The 16,999-nt window shown below is 59.4% G+C and carries 19 protein-coding genes and 1 pseudogene; 11 read left to right on the top strand and 9 right to left on the bottom strand.

The genetic code is table 11. From position 1 onward, the window contains the following. Window positions 1-209: 209 nt before the first annotated feature. From RGCCGE502_RS35255 to RGCCGE502_RS09950, 3 genes and pseudogenes are all read right to left on the bottom strand, one after another. Window positions 210-1,090, bottom strand: a pseudogene (locus tag RGCCGE502_RS35255) (alpha/beta fold hydrolase). A gap of 42 nt (window positions 1,091-1,132) precedes the next feature. Then, the gene (locus tag RGCCGE502_RS09955) at window positions 1,133-1,744 is read right to left on the bottom strand and encodes a PilZ domain-containing protein (protein ID WP_016554032.1); all 612 of its coding nucleotides are present in this window, start codon (window positions 1,742-1,744) and stop codon (window positions 1,133-1,135) included. 78 nt (window positions 1,745-1,822) lie between these two features. After that, the gene (locus tag RGCCGE502_RS09950) at window positions 1,823-2,476 is read right to left on the bottom strand and encodes a PAS domain-containing protein (protein ID WP_016554031.1); all 654 of its coding nucleotides are present in this window, start codon (window positions 2,474-2,476) and stop codon (window positions 1,823-1,825) included. Between the two features lie 299 nt (window positions 2,477-2,775). Here RGCCGE502_RS09950 and RGCCGE502_RS09945 point away from each other — a divergent pair, with 299 nt between their 5' ends. Together RGCCGE502_RS09945 and RGCCGE502_RS09940 are read left to right on the top strand one after the other, a co-directional pair. Then, window positions 2,776-3,546 carry a rhomboid family intramembrane serine protease gene (locus tag RGCCGE502_RS09945; RefSeq protein WP_016554030.1) on the top strand — a complete coding sequence of 257 codons (771 nt, stop codon included), beginning with the start codon at window positions 2,776-2,778 and terminating at the stop codon, window positions 3,544-3,546. Window positions 3,547-3,650: 104 nt separating this feature from the next. Continuing rightward, window positions 3,651-4,085 (top strand): CBS domain-containing protein, encoded by a 435-nt coding sequence (locus RGCCGE502_RS09940; protein WP_016554029.1) that lies wholly within the window; start codon window positions 3,651-3,653, stop codon window positions 4,083-4,085. A 15-nt stretch (window positions 4,086-4,100) separates the two neighbouring features. On the opposite strand, the gene RGCCGE502_RS09935 is transcribed toward RGCCGE502_RS09940, so the two are convergent. From RGCCGE502_RS09935 to folE, 3 genes are all read right to left on the bottom strand, one after another. After that, a complete protein-coding gene (locus tag RGCCGE502_RS09935; RefSeq protein WP_016554028.1) occupies window positions 4,101-5,072 on the bottom strand; it encodes a patatin-like phospholipase family protein in 972 nt (323 codons plus the stop codon). Between the two features lie 114 nt (window positions 5,073-5,186). Further along, complete coding sequence (hisI, locus tag RGCCGE502_RS09930; RefSeq protein ID WP_019279838.1) at window positions 5,187-5,645, bottom strand: phosphoribosyl-AMP cyclohydrolase; 459 nt, start codon at window positions 5,643-5,645, stop codon at window positions 5,187-5,189. Between the two features lie 26 nt (window positions 5,646-5,671). Beyond that, on the bottom strand, window positions 5,672-6,292 hold the full coding sequence (folE, locus tag RGCCGE502_RS09925) for a GTP cyclohydrolase I FolE (protein ID WP_016554026.1): 621 nt from the start codon (window positions 6,290-6,292) through the stop codon (window positions 5,672-5,674). 306 nt (window positions 6,293-6,598) lie between these two features. Between folE and RGCCGE502_RS09920 the strand changes: the two genes are divergently transcribed. From RGCCGE502_RS09920 to thrS, 4 genes are all read left to right on the top strand, one after another. Next, entirely contained in the window at window positions 6,599-7,045 is a 447-nt protein-coding gene (locus RGCCGE502_RS09920; protein WP_016554025.1) for an iron-sulfur cluster assembly scaffold protein, read from the top strand. 12 nt (window positions 7,046-7,057) lie between these two features. Then, window positions 7,058-7,459: a membrane protein insertion efficiency factor YidD gene (yidD, locus tag RGCCGE502_RS09915; RefSeq protein ID WP_016554024.1), complete on the top strand. Its 402-nt coding sequence runs from the start codon at window positions 7,058-7,060 to the stop codon at window positions 7,457-7,459. 97 nt (window positions 7,460-7,556) lie between these two features. Then, window positions 7,557-8,081 carry a DUF1697 domain-containing protein gene (locus RGCCGE502_RS09910; RefSeq protein WP_016554023.1) on the top strand — a complete coding sequence of 175 codons (525 nt, stop codon included), beginning with the start codon at window positions 7,557-7,559 and terminating at the stop codon, window positions 8,079-8,081. 122 nt (window positions 8,082-8,203) lie between these two features. Then, window positions 8,204-10,189 (top strand): threonine--tRNA ligase, encoded by a 1,986-nt coding sequence (gene thrS, locus RGCCGE502_RS09905; RefSeq protein WP_016554022.1) that lies wholly within the window; start codon window positions 8,204-8,206, stop codon window positions 10,187-10,189. Between the two features lie 192 nt (window positions 10,190-10,381). Here thrS and RGCCGE502_RS09900 read toward each other — a convergent pair whose 3' ends face one another. Continuing rightward, window positions 10,382-11,467: an RgsD C-terminal domain-containing protein gene (locus RGCCGE502_RS09900; protein WP_016554021.1), complete on the bottom strand. Its 1,086-nt coding sequence runs from the start codon at window positions 11,465-11,467 to the stop codon at window positions 10,382-10,384. A gap of 113 nt (window positions 11,468-11,580) precedes the next feature. Between RGCCGE502_RS09900 and RGCCGE502_RS09895 the strand changes: the two genes are divergently transcribed. The 3 genes from RGCCGE502_RS09895 to RGCCGE502_RS09885 all read left to right on the top strand — a co-directional run bounded on the left by RGCCGE502_RS09895 (window position 11,581) and on the right by RGCCGE502_RS09885 (window position 14,017). Continuing rightward, window positions 11,581-12,165, top strand: a complete 585-nt coding sequence (locus RGCCGE502_RS09895) for a nitroreductase family protein (RefSeq protein ID WP_016554020.1) — start codon at window positions 11,581-11,583, stop codon at window positions 12,163-12,165. Further along, the gene (locus tag RGCCGE502_RS09890; RefSeq protein WP_016554019.1) at window positions 12,165-12,767 is read left to right on the top strand and encodes a flavin reductase family protein; all 603 of its coding nucleotides are present in this window, start codon (window positions 12,165-12,167) and stop codon (window positions 12,765-12,767) included. Before RGCCGE502_RS09895 ends, RGCCGE502_RS09890 begins: the two co-directional genes overlap by 1 nt. 113 nt (window positions 12,768-12,880) lie before the next feature. Further along, complete coding sequence (locus RGCCGE502_RS09885) at window positions 12,881-14,017, top strand: DUF2336 domain-containing protein (RefSeq protein ID WP_016554018.1); 1,137 nt, start codon at window positions 12,881-12,883, stop codon at window positions 14,015-14,017. Here the strand turns inward: RGCCGE502_RS09885 and RGCCGE502_RS09880 are convergent. Further along, the gene (locus tag RGCCGE502_RS09880; protein WP_016554017.1) at window positions 14,014-14,424 is read right to left on the bottom strand and encodes a hypothetical protein; all 411 of its coding nucleotides are present in this window, start codon (window positions 14,422-14,424) and stop codon (window positions 14,014-14,016) included. The two genes, RGCCGE502_RS09885 and RGCCGE502_RS09880, sit on opposite strands and share 4 nt — an antisense overlap. A 115-nt stretch (window positions 14,425-14,539) precedes the next feature. Here RGCCGE502_RS09880 and RGCCGE502_RS09875 point away from each other — a divergent pair, with 115 nt between their 5' ends. Continuing rightward, window positions 14,540-14,998 (top strand): GNAT family N-acetyltransferase, encoded by a 459-nt coding sequence (locus tag RGCCGE502_RS09875; RefSeq protein ID WP_016554016.1) that lies wholly within the window; start codon window positions 14,540-14,542, stop codon window positions 14,996-14,998. On the opposite strand, the gene RGCCGE502_RS09870 is transcribed toward RGCCGE502_RS09875, so the two are convergent. Further along, the gene (locus RGCCGE502_RS09870) at window positions 14,999-16,177 is read right to left on the bottom strand and encodes an AI-2E family transporter (RefSeq protein WP_016554015.1); all 1,179 of its coding nucleotides are present in this window, start codon (window positions 16,175-16,177) and stop codon (window positions 14,999-15,001) included. Between the two features lie 146 nt (window positions 16,178-16,323). On the opposite strand from RGCCGE502_RS09870, the gene RGCCGE502_RS09865 reads away from it, so the two are divergent. Continuing rightward, complete coding sequence (locus tag RGCCGE502_RS09865) at window positions 16,324-16,998, top strand: GntR family transcriptional regulator (protein WP_341875028.1); 675 nt, start codon at window positions 16,324-16,326, stop codon at window positions 16,996-16,998. Window position 16,999: the final 1 nt, after the last annotated feature.

The raw sequence follows: 16,999 nt of genomic DNA, 5'->3' as shown, positions 1-16,999 counted from the left end.
TCAAATTGTCGGTTTCTCGAAAAGATGTCGGGCGGCCTAAGGGCGCATATTGGGACAAGTTGTTAACGCGGCAGCCCAATCCCGAATTTTGGGAACCCTTTGTTTACCATCCGCATTGGCGGCCGCACCGGGACGCGTCTCGGCTGAGACCACCAAAACGGCCTGGAAATCGGGAAATTGGCCCGCCAGTTACGAGTTAGGAGGCAGAATTATTTTTGAGTAATTTCGCGAAAAACGTCGGTCGCGTTGATGATCGCACGCGCCAAACTGTCTTGCGACACCGAATGGGCGGCATTTTCCTCGATAACGAGGCGACTCTCCGGCCAAGCCCTCGACAGTTTCCATGCTGTCACGAGCGGCGCTTCCAGGTCGAGCCATGGACGAGCACCGCCGGGATGCGAGCCAACCTTCCCGCATGACGCAACAGGACGCCGTCGTCCAGCCAGGCGAGATTGCGGAAATAATGCGTGATGGTCCGCGCCCGCGCCAGGAGATAGTTCGGATCTTGCCAGCGATGCGGCAGCTCGCCGCATTGGCAAGGAGGATGGAAGCCGCTTCCCAATCATGCCAGTTGCGGGCGGCTTCGAGGCGAGTGTCGAGGTCGGGGGAGTTGAGCAGACGGGTGATAGCCGTCCAGGATCCCGACCTCCCTGAGTTTGACGGGCAGCCCGTGTCGTGACACCCCGCAAGCACGACGGCACGAACGCTCGTCGCATACGTCTCCTCGTATGCAAGCACCAGCGTCGAACCCCAGGACATCCCTAGTGTCAGCCAATTCGTCACCTGCAGGTGACGCCTCAACCTCTCGATGTCATCAACCAAGTGCCACGTGCCTCTAACGTATCTGCCATATCGGCGGCATTCGGCAGGCTTCGGCCGCAATTGCGCTGATCGAAGAGGATGATCCGGTAGACCGAGGGATCAAAATAGCGGCGAGCGGATGTCGAGCAACCGGAGCCAGGGCCCCCGCGCAGTCAGAGAGCGGAGCTCCATCCGGATTGCCGCAAGCCTCCCAAGAAAGCCGCTGCCCGTCGCCCATATCGAGAAAGCCGTGCCCGCAGGGCTCTATTTCAGGATGGAGAATCGTCATGCGCCACCCAATTCGGTAGCCTCATGCACGACGCGCCGGCGATCAGAGAAATTCGCGAAGCGTTTCCCGCGACTGAAGCGACAGAAACTCGATCGCGACCCCTTCCACGAAATGGCGGACAACGCGGCCACGCATATTGCCGAGGCGGAGCGGGGTGCCGATCGGCGGACGGACGTCGAGATCGACTGCGGCGCCGGAGAGCGATAAGTCCATAATGCGGCATTCGTAACGCGCACCGTCTTCCAAGGTGATCTCGGTTTTGGTCTCGCGCGGCGTCAGGCGGTCGTGACGACGGTCCTCGGGAAGGCCGAGTTCGTGCTTGTTGGCCAGCCAGGTGAGTTGCGCCGCAAGTTTCTCGCGCTTGCGTTCGGTTGCATGGATCGACATCGAGAAACCGCGACCATCAACCGTCTGCACGTAGCCTTCCACGCGGCCGAGATGATCGATATAGGCGACGACACGCTCGTTGGCGCGGGGACGTCCCAGGCAAGTCACGTACATATCGCCAGGCGACATGTCGACTACGAGGCACTCATACTCCTCGTAGTTCGCCAGCATCAGCCGGCCCTGCATGTTGATGGGCACGCGTTGAAAGGCACCTTGTTCGAGGCGAGGCGCAGTCCGTTGAGTTTGAACTTGCTGGAACGCGTGCATCAAAGGGCTTCTTCATGAAATACTACCAGCAGATCTTTACCCGCAATCCCTTAACAGAAGGTTGTTCAGGTTCGTCCCCTATGCACCCAAGCGCTTGTGTCGAATCGAGACGGCGGGTGCGTCGGGCTCCGCAAATAGGCCCGACATGACGCGGCGCATCGTATCGGCGATCGATGGCGGACGCGGGAACTGCGGACGCTCATCGTCAAACTCCGTTCCATCACGCTCGTCCCCGTTGCCGAGCCGCTCGTGCAGCAATCGGCTGCGATCAAGAGCAAGGAACTGCAGCGGCACGACTTCCAGCCACGTTACTGCGACCGCGGGAGCGATCGCGCCCAACAGCTTGTCGCATTCGGCGCCCTCGGAGCGTAGCGGCAGCAGGATTATTTCAAAGCAGGCACTATGGCCGGCCGTGGTGAAACCTGTGGCGTTGATCAGCGTGGGGATTGCGTGCGCCATGACGCCAGCAGCTATATGCTCGATATCCTCACTCCCATGCGTCCAGAGGTCTGAAAACGCGGCCCCTCCGAGATCACGTCCAAAGAGGTCGCAGATGCGCGTTCCGGCAAGACGGAATGCGATCCGTCCCGTTTCGCTGGCTTCGAGCAGAAACACACTTGAAAGAATCTGTCGCAAATCCGTCGGTTCAACCTGCGACCGCAGCGGCGCCAAGTCACGAGCGCGGATGCGATTCCAATATTCGAATAGGTCGATCGTTGTTTTGATACGCATTGTGGCACCGGCTGTTTCATTTCAAATCAGAACACGGCCGTCATGGCCTTGTACCGGGACGCGGTGCGTATTTCATGCCAACTCGCAGCGGTTAAGGTTAAAGAAGGGTTTCGATTGAGCAGGGAGCTGTCGCATGGCAGTGTTTGCCCATCGCTTCCTGCTTCGGGAAGTTCAGCACAGACTGTCGGGCGCGCCGAGGCATTCTCGGAACGTTCGAGGGCCGTCCGGTCTTTGCCGGGCGGCTTTTTTTTTGACTTGCCGTCCTGTAAGGCTGTGCCGCAATTCAAGCGAGGACGAAGATGAACGAGCACTCGGTCGGGCCGCAAGCGGCGATGGAGCCCCCGGCAACACCACCGCGATCACCGATCTTCAATCTTCCCGGCCCGGTGCTCGCAGCCCTTGTGTTGCTGGGGCTGATTTACGCTGTTCAATCACTTCTTCTGTCCGGCGGTGGCCTCGACTGGCTGTTCTTCAACTTCGGGTTCATTCCGTTGCGCTACATCACGCCGTTGTCGGAGCAGGGACCTCAGCTTTTCTGGACGCCGATCACCTATTCGATCCTTCACGGCAGCATCGAGCATATTGTTTTCAACGGGCTATGGCTCATGGCCTTCGGCACACCGGTAGCGCGGCGAATTGGTACGTCTCGTTTCATTGTTTTCTGGGTGCTATCGGCGATCGCGTCAGCCGCTCTCCATGCCGTCCTAAATTGGGGCGCGGCTACGCTGCTGATCGGCGCGTCCGGGGTCGTGTCTGGCCTAATGGGTGCTGCCTGCCGCTTCGCTTTCCCACCCGAACGGCGGACCGCCTTGCCAGCGCATCTCAATACACGTCTTTCGATACGCGACGCGTTTCGCAGCCGCACGGTCGTTGCATTCATTCTCTTTTGGTTCGTCGGCAACCTGCTGATTGCGGTCGGCGTCCCGCTGATTGGTGACGGATCGCAGGCAATCGCCTGGGACGCTCACATTGGAGGGTTCATTTTCGGCTTCGCTCTCTTCGGTCTTTTTGACCGCGAACCGCCCGAGGAACCGACAATTTCAGAGACATCGGATATATTGCAATCTTGAGAGTTGGAGTGCACCATTCGAACTGATCCGCGATGGGAGGAGTAAACCGCTGCGGATGCCTGTGATCAGTAGAAGTGCTTCACTTTCGACATAGGAGGTTCAAAATGTCCAATACAGTCAAAGCCATACTCGACGCAAAGGGCAGGGATGTCGTGACCGCCGGTCCGCATACAACGGTTTCCGAAGCGGCTGTGATTCTCAGCAAGAAGAAGATTGGCGCTATCGTCATCGTCGGGATGGAAAACAAGATTTCCGGGATTTTTACCGAGCGCGACGTGGTTCACGCGATCGCTAAGGCGGGAGCAGCCTGCCTCGATCAGTCGGTTGCATCTTTGATGACCGCAAAGGTTTATCGGTGCCATGAAGATTCGACCGTGAACGACCTGATGGGGCTAATGACAAGCCGCCGCTTCCGTCACGTTCCCGTTGAAACCAACGGCAAGCTCGTCGGTATTATCTCGATCGGTGACGTCGTGAAGACGCGGATCGCGGAGGTCGAACTGGAATCCGAGCAGATCAAGGCCTACATTGCCGGTTGAACGCGTCGCCGGCCCCTAGAGGGAGCCGGCGAATAGTTCCTGCATCCGTTTCAATTCGGGAAGTCTCAGTTTGGCTTCCTCATAGCCGCGCTCGATGGCTTCTCCAGCGCGATGGAATTCCGAGAGACCGATATCGCCGAGCCGCGGCTGAAGCGATATATCCGGCGGATCGCCCGCCAAGCGCGCCCGCGCAATCCTGTCCTGGATGATGTTGAAGGCTTGCACCATTACACCGGTCATACCGAGCTTGGCATAAGGCGCTTCTTCGCGCCGCTGGACTTCGGATGGTGAGAGGGTGGCATTGTGCCTGACGACCGCCGATCGACCATAAAGATCATAGTTTAGGTTGACGGCCACCACGAGCGGCTGCTCGTAAGCGCGGCATACGGAAACGGGAACCGGATTGACCAACGCACCGTCGACGAGCGTGCGTTGGTTGCTGCGAACGGGTTCGAAAATGCCGGGTAGGGCATAGGAGGCGCGAAGCGCCGTGATTAACGAGCCGTTGGCGATCCAAACTTCGTGACCGGTGTTGACTTCCGCGGAAACGGCGACAAACGGCCGGTCCAGATCTTCGACATTCAGTCCTTCCAGATGTTCCTGCATCCGCTTGGTCAGGCGCATACCGCCGAACAAGCCACTGCCACCGATCGTCAGGTCCAGTAGGCTGGCAATGCGCCGCATAGTCAACGAACGGGCGAAACCTTCGAGTTCATCGAGCTTGCCGGCGAGATAGCAGCCACCAACCAACGCGCCGATCGAAGTTCCGGCAACCATGCCGACTTCGATACCTTCCTCATCCAGCGCCCGGAGGACGCCGATGTGGGCCCAGCCGCGTGCGGCACCTCCGCCCAGCGCGAGGGCAAGCTTTGTTCTCTTTGGGGCGGGCGCGGGAGCAGGAGGAACGTTCATGTCTGGCGTTGTCGGGGTGCTGGCGTTGGAGGTGCCTGCCTCGGAGCTTTGGCGGTACAGACCCCAATTCAGCATCGCTCGCCTCCCTCTCGGCAGAACACTCTGGTTGAACTATATTAGTGTCCCGTCTCCCTTTCCAATTCGTATATAGGCGTAGCTTTTGGCGCAATAAGAGGCAGCTGCCAGCTTTTAGGGCTCTTTGCCGTAAACTTCCTTTGGATCAAACTGCAGTTCGTCATCGACAATCTCGAGCATCGGCTTGCCGTCCTCCAGGTTGACGGTCCTATAGAAGCAGGAGCGGCGGCCGGTATGACAGGTCGCATCATGGCCGGCGACCTCGACCTTCAACCAGATGGCATCCTGATCGCAATCCGTGCGGATTTCCCTGACCATCTGGGTGTTTCCAGATGTCTCGCCCTTGATCCAGAGCTTGCCACGCGAGCGGCTGAAGTAGTGCGCTTTTCCGGTCTGGATCGTCAGGGCGAGGGCCTGCGCGTTCATGTGTGCCACCATCAGCAACTCGCCATCGGTGACGTCGGTAACAATCGCGGTGATCAGACCGCGATCGTCGAACCGCGGCGTGAAGTCGCCGGCGTCCTCGAGTTCTGATTTATCGTCGGACGGTGCATTGAACGCAAAGGGCATCATCGCGGCTTTCTTAGATGAAGCCGTATTCAGCGGCTCCGGACCATAGACATGAATCGGGCTTGATCAGCCGGCTCAGTTTTAAACGTTCCGGTAAATGTTGTCGTCAATGTGGTGGAGCCCTGCTTTTGCACACCGCGCATGGCCATGCACATATGTTCGGCTTCGATCATCACGGCAACACCGCGTGGAGCGAGCGTTTCATCGATCGCTCTTGCGATTTGGGCGGTCATGGTTTCCTGCGTTTGCAGGCGACGGCCGTAGATCTCAACGACACGGGCGATCTTCGAAAGGCCGAGCACCTTGCCGTCCGGCATGTAGGCGACATGCGCCTTGCCAATGATGGGCACCATATGGTGTTCGCAGTGCGAGAAGAACGGAATGTCCTTCACTAGGACCATGTCGTCGTAGCCGGCAACTTCTTCGAACGTGCGGCCAAGCACATCTTCGGGGTCCATATCATAGCCGGCAAACAGCTCACGATAGGCTTTGGCCACACGCGACGGTGTATCGAGCAAGCCTTCACGCGACGGATCGTCACCTGCCCAACGCAGGAGCGTGCGAACGGCGTCCTCAGCCTCTTTCTGGCTGGGCCGATCGGCATCGAGATCGGCGGGGGTCTGCGGAAAATTCTTGATGATGGCGTCCATATGTAACAGTCTCCTGATCCGCTTTACGGATCGTCTTTCGGACTAGCCACTGGCAATTCCACTCAAGGGAATTCATGCACCTTTGGCAGGCTCCGGGGCTTTCAGGGCTTGGTTTGCGGCCCTTCCGGCACGGTTTCCCAATCAAACTTAGCCGAGGCCATTGCATTTTTCTGGCCTTCGAACGACATACATATAGGAAAACGGCATCTCTATGTAAGTCTCCCGGCACGACACGCTGTGTTTTTCTTTTGTGCTACAATGAGCTTTGAAGCGCCGATCCGCATGAATTCTGGAGCGGAATCCACGATGGACGACATTTACAACAGCAAAATTCTCGAATTTGCGGGCAATATTCCGCTGATCGGCAATCTACAGGATGCGGACGCCAGCGCCCAGGCGCACTCCAAGCTTTGCGGTTCCAAGGTCAAGATTTGGCTGAAAATGGATGGCGATACCGTCAGCGGATTTGCCCACGACGTCAAAGCCTGCGCACTCGGCCAAGCGTCCTCCTCGATCATGGCCCGCCATGTCATCGGCGCCAATACGACGGAATTACGCAAGGCGCGCGAGGACATGCTGGCGATGCTGAAGGCTGACGGCGAGGGGCCGGAAGGCCGGTTCGAGGACATGCGCTATCTCCGCCCGGTGAAGGATTACAAGGCGCGACATGCCTCGACGATGCTGACCTTCGACGCCGTCGTTGATGCGATCGGCCAGATTGAGGCCAAGCGCGCTGAAACCATAGAAGCGTGAGCAACCCCGTCGATGTGTGAATTCTGCTCGATCAATCGCGATGATGAAGACGAGGGGGGCGCTGCTGGTCCCCGTAGATCCTCGCGCTCCTTTTCCCGCAATTACGCCGGCCCGTTTCGCAAGACCCCAGGCAGGGTGCTCGGGATGGGTTTCATTCGCGCTTATCAACTGACGCTGTCCGGTTTCATCGGCAATTCATGCCGCCATATCCCGACCTGCTCTGAATACGGCTATGAGGCGGTAGCGCGCCACGGACTGTGGAGTGGCGGCTGGATGACGCTGTTTCGTGTCGCCCGTTGCGGGCCGGGTGGCACGAGCGGGCTCGACCCGGTTCCCGAGCAGCTCGGCGAGCGCTTCCATTGGTGGACGCCCTGGCGCTATCTCGCGCTTGGCCGCAAGGCGGCCGAGGGATGAGGCAATGCGTATTTCGGGCCTTTCGTCATGGCCACGATGTCACCCTCACGGATATTCTTGACGATCTTCGCAAGGACGGCACGGAGTTCCGGAAGGCATGATTTACGTGGCGCTATTGCACAGCATCGTGCTTGCGCCTGGACGACGCGTCGCGATGTCCGACCTTCGCGACATGGCAACGGACATCGGATACCGAAATCCGAGAACGCTGGTTTCGACAGGCAACATCGTGTTCGAGGCGGACGTGACGGCGCTCGCCGATATGGAGGCGAAGCTTGAAGCAGCCTTCAAAGCACGGTTCGGCAAGCCGGTCGACATCATCGTGCGCAAAGGCACCGACTGGCTGAAGCTCGCCAAGTCCAATCCGTTCCCGGACGGCGAGGGAAGTCAGGTCATCGTGCGCGTGATGCGCAAGCCACTGCCAGCGGCTGCCATCGAAGCGCTTCGCCCTTATGCCGATCCGAAACAGCGCATGGCGCTCAACGACGGCGACCTTTGGATCGATTTTGCCGACAGGCCGAGCCAATGGAAGTTGCTTTCGGCGCTGACAACCAAGCGCATGGGCGTCGGCACGCTGCGAAACTGGAATACGGTTCGTGGCCTCGCTGAAATGATCGGCTAAGCCGGCTTTTTCTTTACTCAAGCGGCAAATCTCGGTATCAGGCGGCGGCGTATTCGTGCGGACGAAGCGCTTCATTGCAACCACCCGCATTCGTTGGCGGGACTGGACAAGGAGAATTCTAAATGTCCCAATCCGTTTCCCTGACATTTCCCGACGGTTCCGTGCGCAGCTACGATGCTGGCGCAACCGGCAAGGATGTCGCAGAATCCATTTCCAAGTCGCTTGCCAAGAAGGCAGTCGCGATCGCCATCGACGGTCAGGTCCGTGACCTTTCCGACCCGGTGACGGCAGGCGCAATTGAAATCATTACCCGCACCGATGGCCGCGCGCTAGAATTAATCCGGCATGACGCAGCTCACGTGATGGCGGAAGCCGTGCAGGAACTCTGGCCCGGCACGCAGGTCACGATCGGTCCTGTCATCGAGAACGGTTTCTACTACGACTTCGCGAAGAACGAGCCCTTCACGCCGGACGATCTGCCCAAGATCGAAAAGAAGATGAAGGAAATCATCGCGCGCAACGCACCGTTCACCAAGCAAGTCTGGTCGCGCGAGAAGGCCAAGGAAGTTTTCGCCGCGAAGGGTGAAAGCTACAAGGTCGAACTCGTAGACGCGATTCCGGCAGGCCAGGATCTGAAAATCTATTATCAGGGCGACTGGTTTGACCTTTGCCGCGGACCGCATATGGCGTCCACCGGTCAGATCGGCACGGCGTTCAAGCTGATGAAGGTCGCCGGCGCCTATTGGCGTGGCGACAGCAACAATCCGATGTTGACCCGCATCTACGGCACGGCATTCGCCGAGCAGGCCGACCTCGACAATTACCTGCACGTGCTCGCCGAAGCCGAGATGCGCGATCACCGCCGCCTCGGCCGCGAAATGGATCTCTTCCATTTCCAGGAAGAAGGTCCCGGCGTCGTCTTCTGGCACGGCAAGGGCTGGCGCATGTTCCAGACGCTGGTTGCCTATATGCGCCGCCGCCTCGCCGAAGACTACCAGGAGGTCAACGCGCCGCAGGTGCTCGACAAGTCGCTGTGGGAAACCTCCGGCCACTGGGGTTGGTACCGCGACAACATGTTCAAGGTCACGGTTGCCGGCGACGACACTGATGATGACCGTGTCTTCGCGCTGAAGCCGATGAACTGCCCCGGCCACGTGCAGATCTTCAAGCATGGCCTGAAATCTTACCGCGAACTGCCGATCCGCCTTGCGGAATTCGGCACCGTGCATCGCTACGAGCCGTCCGGCGCGCTGCACGGGTTGATGCGCGTGCGCGGCTTCACGCAGGACGATGCACACATCTTCTGCACCGACGAGCAGATGGCCGCCGAATGCCTGAAGATCAACGACCTGATCCTCTCGGTCTACAAGGACTTCGGCTTCGACGAGATCACCATCAAGCTTTCAACGCGCCCGGAAAAGCGCGTCGGCTCAGACGACCTTTGGGACCGCGCCGAAAGCGTGATGACCGAGGTGCTGGAAACGATCCAGCAGCAGTCGAACAACATCAAGACCGGCATCCTGCCGGGTGAGGGCGCGTTCTACGGTCCGAAGTTCGAATATACGCTGAAGGACGCGATCGGTCGTGAATGGCAGTGCGGCACGACGCAGGTCGACTTCAACCTGCCCGAACGCTTCGGCGCCTTCTACATCGACAGCAACTCCGAAAAGACGCAGCCGGTGATGATCCACCGCGCCATCTGCGGCTCGATGGAACGCTTTCTCGGCATCCTGATCGAGAATTTCGCGGGACATCTGCCGCTATGGGTATCGCCGCAGCAGGTTGTCGTCGCGACGATCACCTCGGAGGCCGACGGCTATGGCGCCGAAGTTGCGGAAGCCCTGCGCGAAGCCGGACTGACCGTTGAGACCGACTTCCGTAACGAGAAGATCAACTACAAGATCCGCGAGCATTCTGTTACGAAAGTTCCCGTCATCATCGTCTGCGGCAAGAAGGAAGCCGAAGAGCGCACGGTCAACATTCGTCGCCTCGGCAGCCAGGAGCAAACCTCGATGTCGCTTGACGAAGCGATCGCAAGCCTGGGGCTCGAAGCGACACCGCCGGATATCCGTCGCAAGGCCGAAGCCAAAAAGGCGAAGGCGGCCTAGTTGATACGCGTCTGACGGCGCCCACAGGCGCCGTCAGAAATATGTGACGTATCCGCAATATATAGCCGTCGCATTGATGAGGAGGGGTATTCCCGACGCAGATTTGCGCTTTGAACAACTATCCGATGCCGTCTTTTCGATGGCGTCCGCGAAGATGCGAAAGATCACCTGACCCGGTCATCAGACGCGCAATCAGTCCGCATCGGCGCCGCCGGTTGCGCCCTGCAACTGGTCGTAGGAGGGAAGGGGCTGGGGCCCGGAAGAGGCTTGTCCGGGCTGCGGGTCAGCCTGAAGTTGGACCGTCTTGGCGGCTGCGGTGGGCGCTTCAGGCTGGACATCCTTCATCAGCACTTCGACGTCCGTATTCTTGCCGGCCTCGACCTTGAAATCGCGCTGGTAGATCTTGTCCTTATTTCGGGCGACGGCGGAGTATTCGCCTTCGGCAAGCACCATGGTCGGGAAGGCGCTGACGCTTTCACCGACGCTGTCGCCGGCGGCCGTCAGGATCGACCAGGCGGTATCGGCAATCGCCTCTCCTCCCGCTTCCGACACCAGCTTGAAGGTGATCTGCGCCGCCTTGTGCTGGATCGTTGCTTCGGTGAGCTTGCCCGCCTCCACCTGAATGTCGGCTCGGATCGAGGCGTTCGTTTCACCGTATTCAGAAATAATGTGGTACGTGCCCGCATTCAGGCGAACCACCGTGTTGGGGGGCACGTCGGCCATGACGAGGCCCCGCTCGCCGTCTTCGCGCACTTCGGCAGAATAGATCGAGAAACTGAGTTGATCCGGCCGGATGCGGACGTCGGAGCCCGAGACCGCGTTCAGAAGCAATCCGCCGGCCTCCAGCACCATCGTCTGCTTGCCGACCGTGCCGTCTTCGGGAACCGTGAGTTTGCGGGTGACGCCGGCGCGGCCGAAGGAGACGTTGACGAAATAGTCTCCCGGCGCGAGTTGGAAGTCCGCGGAGCCGCCCTGCGACGATGCGATCAGGGGGAGTTTGCCGTCGGAGCCGGCCATGGGGCTGAACACGTACCAGGACAGACCGTCCTGGACCGCATCACCATTGGCCGTCAGCTTTGCCTCAAGGGCGACCTCCCGCAACTTCGAGCCCTGTGGCGCCGCGCCCGGAGCAATGAAGGCGTTCAGCTTCGGCATCTTTGCCGTCGTGTCGAGTTGCTTGAAGGTCTGGAAGGCCTCCTGCGCCTGGCCGCTCAACGGCAGCAGGGCAGCGAAAACGAAGGCGAGGCTTGTGCGTGCAAATGGCGAAATGCCAACCATGTGTCGTGCGAACCAATTGACATCTGAAATCACAGAGGCCACTTCAAGACCAACGCGATGGCAAATTCAAGACCCATCCCCAATGCTGTCATGAAAATGGAAGTCTCTCCCGCATGAAATCCGATATTAAGCTGATCGACTATCTCGGCGTGCGCCGTTCTATCCCTGCGTTCCAGATGTCCGAGCCCGGGCCTGACAAGACCGAGATAGAGGAGATTCTGCGTCTGGCCTCGCGCGTGCCCGATCACGGCAAGCTGGCACCTTGGCGTTTCATCGTCTATCGCGGCGAAGAGCGTGCCCGGATCGGCGAGGAACTGCTGAAGCTCGCGCTTGCAGCCAAACCTGACCTTTCAGAGGAAATGATTCAGGTGGAGCGTACCCGTTTCACCCGTGCGCCCGTGGTCGTCGCTGTCGTCAGCAAGGCCGGGCCGCATATCAAGATTCCGGAGTGGGAGCAGCTGATGTCCGCCGGCGCAGTGTGCCTCAACATCATCTTCGCCGCGAACGCCCATGGATGGGTCGCCAACTGGCTGACCGAGTGGTTCGCCTACGACGAGCGCGCCTATGGATTGCTTGGCGTAAACTCCGGCGAAAAGATCGCCGGCTTCATTCACATGGGATCGACGACATTTCCCGCCGTCGAGCGTCCGCGCCCGGAACTAGCAGAGACGGTCACCTGGGTCGGCGGAGAGGCCTGATGTTCTATACCACCGATACCAACCGGCACGGCTTGGCGCACGACCCGTTCAAGGCGATCGTCGCACCTCGCCCCATCGGCTGGATCGGCAGCAAGGGAAGGGACGGCTCGATCAACCTCGCGCCGTATTCCTTTTTCAACGCGGTTTCCGACCGCCCGAAGCTTGTGATGTTCTCCTCTGCCGGTCGCAAGCACAGCCAGCGCAATGCTGCCGAAACCGGCGAGTTCACCTGCAATTTTGTCAGCCGAAGCCTGCTCGAGAAGATGAATGTTTCATCCGCGGCCGTGGAGTACGAAGTCGACGAGTTTGCGCTGGCCGGCCTGACGGCGAGGAAGGGCGAGCTTGTCGACGCACCCTACGTCGCGGAAGCCTTTGCCGTGCTGGAATGCAAGGTTACCGAAATCCTCGTGCCGAAATCACTCTCCGGCGAAGAATCAGAAAACGTCATGGTCTTTGGTCAAGTCCTGGGTATACACGTCGACGAAACGATCATCCGCGACGGCCGCCTCGACATGGCGCTCGCTAGGCCGGTCGCGCGCATGGGCTATATGGACTACAGCGAAGGCAGCGATGTGTTCGAAATGCTCCGGCCACAGCGTTGATGCCCGCGCCCAGACCTTAACGAACATAGTGAACCAATCATAAACTTTTTGAGCATACCGTAATCCTACTGATTGGAGTGCGATCGAATCGCATTCGGGCATGGGGCACACGGGTGATCGTAGAAGCATTTCTTCGTTGGGTGGAAACCGCCAAGGCCGGAGACAGAGCCCGCGCGGCAAATGCCCTGGGCAGAGCCTATTTGCAGTCCGAGATGGCCGCCGAAGAGCGCGCCGCGGCCGAGATGGCGATGACTTTCCTGCTTGACGACCCGTCCCCCAAGGTGAGGCTGGCGCTGGCCGAGGCGATCTCATGGTCTCCGGACGCGCCACGCGCCGTTATTCTTTCGCTGGCAGCAGACCAGCCGGAGATTGCCTCGCACGCCGTCACATGCTCTCCCTTGTTGTCGGATGCGGATCTTGTTGATCTCGCAGCCGGCGGCAGCGAGATCACGCGTATGCTGATCGCGGCCCGCGGCATGATCTCACGGCCGGTTGCCGCTGCGCTTTGCGAGATCAGCGAAGAAGAAGCCATCCTGTGCCTTTTGGAAAACGAAGGAGCAGTAATCGCACCTTGCTCCCTGAAAAGGATTGCTGATCGCCTCGGCCACCACTGCGAAGTCCGCAACCTGCTCCTGGATCGCGGAGATCTGCCCGCCGACGCACGCCAGTTGCTGGCCCAGCATGTCAGCATCGCTCTCGTCAATCTGCCATTGGCGCAGGCGACGATCGAACCGAGCCGGCTGCACCGAATCAGCAGGGAAGCCAATGAAGCCGCCATTGTGTCGATTGCAGGCGAGATCACGCCGCGCGAAATTTCGGACCTGGTCGAACACTTGCGAGTGAGCGGGCACTTGACGCCATCGTTCCTCATGCACGCCCTCTGCTCCGGCAAGGTGGAGTTCTTCGCCGGAGCAATCGTCAATCTTACCGGATGTGAAGAACGTCGCGTTCGTTCCATCCTTGCCACCGGACGCATGCATGCAGTCCGCGCCCTCTACGAATCGGCCGGGCTTGCCCGCGAGATCAGCGTGATCTTCGTCGAAGCAACGCTCCTGTGGCGGGAAGCATCGAAAAACCTCTCGGCGACGATGCTCGGCGACGTCTGCGGCAGCCTGCTCCGGAGATTCCGCAAGCATACAGCGCAGGGTGCCGTCCAAGAGCTGCTCGAGATGGTAGAGAGGCTGCATATCGCCGAGCAACGGCAGCATGCGCGCGCCTACGCACAGGTGACGGCTCTCGCCGCAGCCTAGTAACTAAGCCGCTTCGCGACCCACGAATAACTTCCCGAAACGAAATGGACGGGCGAAGCCAGCGCTGCTTTCATATCACCGCCCGACGGCAGATGCGCACGCACTTTATCTGCGACCCGATCAGCGAGGACCGACAGCCGGCCGTGCGTTTCGACCCGAGTGGACGGTGTTGGGGTGTTCTCCACCAGTGTCTTCGGCACTTCCGGTGACGTCGGGAGCTTCGATGGCTCGCAGACGGCAATGACGGTCGGGTAGCTGACATTCGTATAGTGCTTAAGTTGCCTTTCGGAGTCGGCGTCGCACTTGGCCACCGTCTGCCACTGCTCCCCGACAGTCGCGATGTAGTTGCATTGCGTGACTGCGTCATTGCAGCCCAAGATCGTCATTGCAACTAGAATCGCTTGCATAATATTGCCTTTTGAATATTGAAACTCTGCCTGTTAGATGCTGAAATTCCAACAGAATGAAGGCGTGCCGCATTAACTTTTCGTCATGCAGGGCGCGCCTAACATAGGAAATCCCGTGTCCCTTTCAATCGCCCTGGAACCACCTCGTCAGGAAGGCGTACTTCGCCTGCTCGACATGTCCGATTCCTACGCGCAGTCGCTTTATCCGCCGGAAAGCAATCACCTCGTCGATGTCTCATCGTTGGAGAAGCCGACGGTCAGCTTCTTCGTCGCCCGCCACGACGGAGAGATCGTTGGCTGTTGCGCGCTGGCGGAGGCGGGTGACGGGACCGCGGAAATCAAGCGCATGTTCGTCGACCCCAAGGCGCGCGGCTTGAAGGTGGCGAGCAAACTCATGAGCGCGCTCGAAGCGATAGCGGTAGAAAAGAGGCTCCGGGCCGTCAGGCTCGAAACCGGCATCTACCAGCCGGAAGCAATCGCTCTTTACAGCAAATACGGCTATGTCCAAATCGAGCCGTTCGGCAGCTATCTTCCAGATCCGCTTAGCCTGTTCATGGAAAAACAACTGGCCTGATCATTCAGCCGCGCGGGATGTGGGCGGCGCCTGTTCGTCGATCATGACTTGTGGACCGCTTTCGGCGTTGCGCACCTCGTGCATCCACTCACGCCAGATCGCGACGATGAGCGCCATCAGCACCGGCCCGATGAAAAGGCCGAGAAAGCCCATGGTCTTCACACCACCGACGAGGCCGAAGAACGTCGGCAGGAATGGTAGCTTGATCGGACCGCCGACGAGCTTCGGACGCAGCGTCTTGTCGACAATGAAGAGTTCGACCGTTCCCCAAACGAAGAGACCGACACCTGCAATGTGAGAGCCGCTGGCCAGTAGATAGACTGACACCAGGGTAAACGAGAGCGGCGCGCCGCCAGGTATCAAGGCCATGATGCCGGTCAGGACACCCAGCGTCACGGGCGAGGGGACGCCTGCGATCCAGTACGCGACGCCAAGCACGATGCCTTCACCGATCGCAATCAGCGTCATGCCCATGACGGTCGAGCTGATGGTTGCCGGGACGACGCGGGAAATCCGTTCCCACCGGTTCGGGAGGATGCGCTCGCCCAGCATGTCGATCTGCCGTGAGAACGCGGAGCCGTCACGATAGACGAAGAACAACGCGATCAGCATGAAAAGCAGCGTTAGCAGCAGATGAAAGGCGCCGCCGCCTGCCGCCAGAATCGCCCGATAGATGTTGCCAATATTGGCTCCGCTGACGGCCTGGATGACCTCACCCATTGAACCGGGGCTGCCAATATATTTGGTCCATAGCTCATCGAGGTAAGGACCGGCGAAGGGCAGGGCGATGATCCACTGTGGCGTTGGAGCGCCCGATCTGTTTGCATGCACCGCCCAGGCGACCCATTCCCGCACCTCTCCTGTCGTGTAGGTCACGGCGAAAACGATCGGCAAGACGAGGAATGTGACGATCAGGACAATCGCGATAGTGGCGGCGATTGTCGTGTTTCCGCTGACACGCTCGAGCAACCGGCGATAAAGCGGCCAGCTTGCAAAACCAATGACAAGCGCGGCCAGCACTGGAACAGCAAAGCCGTAGAAGAAGTAGACGCCAGCCGCGACAACGAGAACCAGCAGCCAGCGAGCTGCAGAGATCGAGGGAATTAGAGGCGTGCGGGCAGGGCCTGAAGGGCCGAGCCATCGCGACTCTCGCTGGATATTGTTGTTCGGAAGGCTCACGTCGTTCTTTTCCCCCTATTTTGACTATGGATATGGGCTATGCATCCCTCGGGCGCAAGCGCAATGACCGATTTATGCCGTCGACACCGCGTTAGAAATCCCGACGATCTTCACTACGCTCCTTAACCCCGTTGTCCGCAATCAGTATGACAGAATCCCGTAGGGATGTTGTCAAAATTCGTTTGATACGTTACTTTGGATCCATGGATCCAAACAAAATTGCGACAGCGCTCCGTCGAGAAATTGAGAGTGGCAGCCTCTCTCCCGGAACCGTCTTGAAGCAAGAGCTTCTGGCCGAACGATTCGGTGTGAGTCGCCAGCCGATCCGCCGGGCGCTTGATCGGCTGCTGGCATCCGGCCTGCTCGATCGTCGACCGGACAGAAGTCTTGCTGTAGCCGGTTTCACCGAAGAACAGGCGCGTGAACTTGCCGAGATCCGTGCTGCGTTGGAGAGCATGGCGCTAAGCGCGTCACTGCCAGTGCTCAGCGAGGCCGACCTACGCAAAGCGCGGCGCCTCAACGAGGATCTGGTGGAAGAGGAGGACCCTGCTGTCCTCGAGGAGCTGGATGTCGCATTTCATCGGACGCTCTATGGGCACTGCAGAAATGCACGCCTTGTTTCCATGATCGACAACCTGCGGAGGGAGTCGCGCCGAGCCTATTCGAGGCAGCCGAAAGGCTCCGACGAGCGCGTCGTCCTCCACGCCGAGCACAGTGCCATCGTCAAGGCCTGTGGACGTCGCGACGAAACCGCCGCCTTGCAAGCCCTATCGGATCATTTGCAGATGACAACAGCGCGCCTGACGCGCGAGGGAGAATAAC

The sequence above is a fragment of the Rhizobium grahamii CCGE 502 genome (assembly GCF_000298315.2).
Classification (GTDB): domain Bacteria; phylum Pseudomonadota; class Alphaproteobacteria; order Rhizobiales; family Rhizobiaceae; genus Rhizobium; species Rhizobium grahamii.
Note: the sequence above shows the minus strand (reverse complement) of the source record. Positions and strands in the feature narration are given on the sequence as shown.

Coding starts and splice junctions, on each gene's coding strand:
- RGCCGE502_RS09955 (WP_016554032.1), bottom strand. CDS start 1,744: ATGCACGCGTTCCAGCAAGTTCAAACTCAACGGACTGCGCCTCGCCTC.
- RGCCGE502_RS09950 (WP_016554031.1), bottom strand. CDS start 2,476: ATGCGTATCAAAACAACGATCGACCTATTCGAATATTGGAATCGCATC.
- RGCCGE502_RS09945 (WP_016554030.1), top strand. CDS start 2,776: ATGAACGAGCACTCGGTCGGGCCGCAAGCGGCGATGGAGCCCCCGGCA.
- RGCCGE502_RS09940 (WP_016554029.1), top strand. CDS start 3,651: ATGTCCAATACAGTCAAAGCCATACTCGACGCAAAGGGCAGGGATGTC.
- RGCCGE502_RS09935 (WP_016554028.1), bottom strand. CDS start 5,072: ATGCTGAATTGGGGTCTGTACCGCCAAAGCTCCGAGGCAGGCACCTCC.
- hisI (WP_019279838.1), bottom strand. CDS start 5,645: ATGATGCCCTTTGCGTTCAATGCACCGTCCGACGATAAATCAGAACTC.
- folE (WP_016554026.1), bottom strand. CDS start 6,292: ATGGACGCCATCATCAAGAATTTTCCGCAGACCCCCGCCGATCTCGAT.
- RGCCGE502_RS09920 (WP_016554025.1), top strand. CDS start 6,599: ATGGACGACATTTACAACAGCAAAATTCTCGAATTTGCGGGCAATATT.
- yidD (WP_016554024.1), top strand. CDS start 7,058: ATGTGTGAATTCTGCTCGATCAATCGCGATGATGAAGACGAGGGGGGC.
- RGCCGE502_RS09910 (WP_016554023.1), top strand. CDS start 7,557: ATGATTTACGTGGCGCTATTGCACAGCATCGTGCTTGCGCCTGGACGA.
- thrS (WP_016554022.1), top strand. CDS start 8,204: ATGTCCCAATCCGTTTCCCTGACATTTCCCGACGGTTCCGTGCGCAGC.
- RGCCGE502_RS09900 (WP_016554021.1), bottom strand. CDS start 11,467: ATGGTTGGCATTTCGCCATTTGCACGCACAAGCCTCGCCTTCGTTTTC.
- RGCCGE502_RS09895 (WP_016554020.1), top strand. CDS start 11,581: ATGAAATCCGATATTAAGCTGATCGACTATCTCGGCGTGCGCCGTTCT.
- RGCCGE502_RS09890 (WP_016554019.1), top strand. CDS start 12,165: ATGTTCTATACCACCGATACCAACCGGCACGGCTTGGCGCACGACCCG.
- RGCCGE502_RS09880 (WP_016554017.1), bottom strand. CDS start 14,424: ATGCAAGCGATTCTAGTTGCAATGACGATCTTGGGCTGCAATGACGCA.
- RGCCGE502_RS09865 (WP_341875028.1), top strand. CDS start 16,324: ATGACAGAATCCCGTAGGGATGTTGTCAAAATTCGTTTGATACGTTAC.